At 45.1% G+C, this 1,818-nt stretch carries 3 protein-coding genes and 1 pseudogene; all 4 read left to right on the top strand.

Features of this window, described 5'->3' with window-relative positions; genetic code table 11:
- Positions 1-210: 210 nt before the first annotated feature.
- The 4 genes and pseudogenes from PGX44_RS13865 to PGX44_RS13850 all read left to right on the top strand — a co-directional run bounded on the left by PGX44_RS13865 (position 211) and on the right by PGX44_RS13850 (position 1,628).
- Complete coding sequence (locus PGX44_RS13865; RefSeq protein ID WP_498855834.1) at positions 211-567, top strand: hypothetical protein; 357 nt, start codon at positions 211-213, stop codon at positions 565-567.
- A gap of 93 nt (positions 568-660) precedes the next feature.
- The gene (locus PGX44_RS13860) at positions 661-1,002 is read left to right on the top strand and encodes a DUF4406 domain-containing protein (RefSeq protein WP_498855833.1); all 342 of its coding nucleotides are present in this window, start codon (positions 661-663) and stop codon (positions 1,000-1,002) included.
- On the top strand, positions 1,002-1,145 hold the full coding sequence (locus PGX44_RS13855; protein ID WP_498855832.1) for a hypothetical protein: 144 nt from the start codon (positions 1,002-1,004) through the stop codon (positions 1,143-1,145). Before PGX44_RS13860 ends, PGX44_RS13855 begins: the two co-directional genes overlap by 1 nt.
- Positions 1,142-1,628, top strand: a pseudogene (locus PGX44_RS13850) (siphovirus Gp157 family protein). The gene PGX44_RS13855 and the pseudogene PGX44_RS13850 overlap by 4 nt, the downstream one beginning before the upstream one ends.
- Positions 1,629-1,818: the final 190 nt, after the last annotated feature.

Genomic DNA, 1,818 nt, shown 5'->3' with positions numbered 1-1,818 from the left:
TCGTTTCCCTGCAGGATGAAGCGGATACCGCTATAGCCGGATGCTTGTTCCTCGGCGGGATGCTCGTCATGATCCTGCTGGTGCTTTACATCATGGTCGTAAACCATCTGATTGTATGGTGATACAGAAAAAGCCGTTCACCAGCCGGAACTGGAAAACGGCAAAGGCAAAGAATATATATCATGTCTATTTTAGCAAAGGAGCATAGTTATGGCAAGGGCTGAACGGGAATTATACCTGTTATATCAAAAGAATGGTAAATTAAAGAATCAAGAAGCCGCTGATCTACTGGGCTGGCCTACAAATCACGTAGAAGTAACAAAATATCGGCTTAAACGCAAGGGACTAATCACTGTTGACGGCGATAAGGTCACTTGCAACAAGAAGTTTCTATTCCAGCCGCCAGAAGAAGAAGCCGTGGAACAGCAGGAACGATTTGCACTCAAAGAAGAATATTACGAACGTCTTCTAGACCTTTGCATGAATCGGCTGGAAACAAAAACATTATCCGATTCAGCGTTTACCAGCCTGGTCCTAGAAGTCAGACAAATTTTACAACAATTATGAATATTTCCGCGATGGCGTAGCATATCTGAAGACAGAGGAAGCTCAACAGACAGCGCCGACGCTGTTCGATTTTTTAGGAGGAGGCAAAAAAGAATGATTGTGTATGTATCTCATCCCTACGGGGGCAGTAAACAGGCGGAAGACGACATCCGCCGGATTTGTAAGAATAACGCGGAAGCATTGCCGGATGTATTGTTTATCCAGGCGCTATGTGTGACCTGCCGTGATTATAACGGCGAACGATACAGCAAAGACCTGCAATTATTGGTCGAACTCGAAAGCCATTGCGATGCCGTATTAATGGCGGGTAACTGGGAACGGTCCATCGGATGCCGGACGGAATACGAATATGCCGCCCGGAACGGTATCCCGATCGCTGAAAACTGGCCGGAATTATTAGCGATTTATTACAGTGTAAAAGGAGTGAATAGATAATGACACGAGAAGAAATCATCCATGCCGAAATGAAAACGCTAGCGCTGAAACTCATCAACGCCGGTATAGAAGATATCGATTTATTACTGTTTATTATCGACCGGCTTAATTCGCTTGCCTACGAAATGAGGAATGTGAAATGAGATTATACGAAATTAATGAAAGAATCCGCAATTGCGTGAAAATCGATGAACAGTCTGCCGTCGATACGCTTACAGGCGAAGTTATCGATATACAGGCACTGAAAGATTTACAGATGGAACGCTCGGAAAAGATTAAAAATATCGCGCTCTGGTACAAAGACCTTGAAGCCGAAACGAAGGCGCTCGAAGCCGAAGAAAAAGCATTCCATATCCGCCGAAAAACAGCCGAAAACAAGGCTCAGACGTTGAAGAATCTGTTAAGTGACACCATTGCAAGGGCAGAAGATTAAAGACGTCCAATACGCGATTACATGGCGTAAATCGAAAGCCGTGGAAATCACGGACGATAAAGCCGTCCCGGATATCTACCGGATTCCGCAGCCGGATAAAATCGATAAAGCTGGTATCAGTCGGGCACTTAAATCCGGCGTCGAAATTCCTGGGGCCGAATTAGTCGAAAAAGAAAATATTCAGATTAAATAAAAGGAGCGCGATACATATGGGTATTCCTGTATTAATCCTGGGAGCAAGCGGCTCAGGGAAGACGGCCAGTCTTCGTAATTTCTCAGATACGGAACTCGGCATATTCAACGTTGCCAGCAAGCCGTTACCATTCCGGAAACGGTTGCCATTAATCAACAAGCCGTCGTATCAGCTGATTATGGCAACGTTG

It is taken from the genome of Caecibacter sp. AF58-12pH5A, assembly GCF_027681725.1.
Lineage (GTDB): Bacteria > Bacillota > Negativicutes > Veillonellales > Megasphaeraceae > Megasphaera > Megasphaera hominis.
The sequence above is the reverse complement of the archived record's forward strand: the minus strand, read 5'-3'. Positions and strand labels throughout refer to the sequence as shown.

Coding starts and splice junctions, on each gene's coding strand:
- PGX44_RS13860 (WP_498855833.1), top strand. CDS start 661: ATGATTGTGTATGTATCTCATCCCTACGGGGGCAGTAAACAGGCGGAA.
- PGX44_RS13865 (WP_498855834.1), top strand. CDS start 211: ATGGCAAGGGCTGAACGGGAATTATACCTGTTATATCAAAAGAATGGT.
- PGX44_RS13855 (WP_498855832.1), top strand. CDS start 1,002: ATGACACGAGAAGAAATCATCCATGCCGAAATGAAAACGCTAGCGCTG.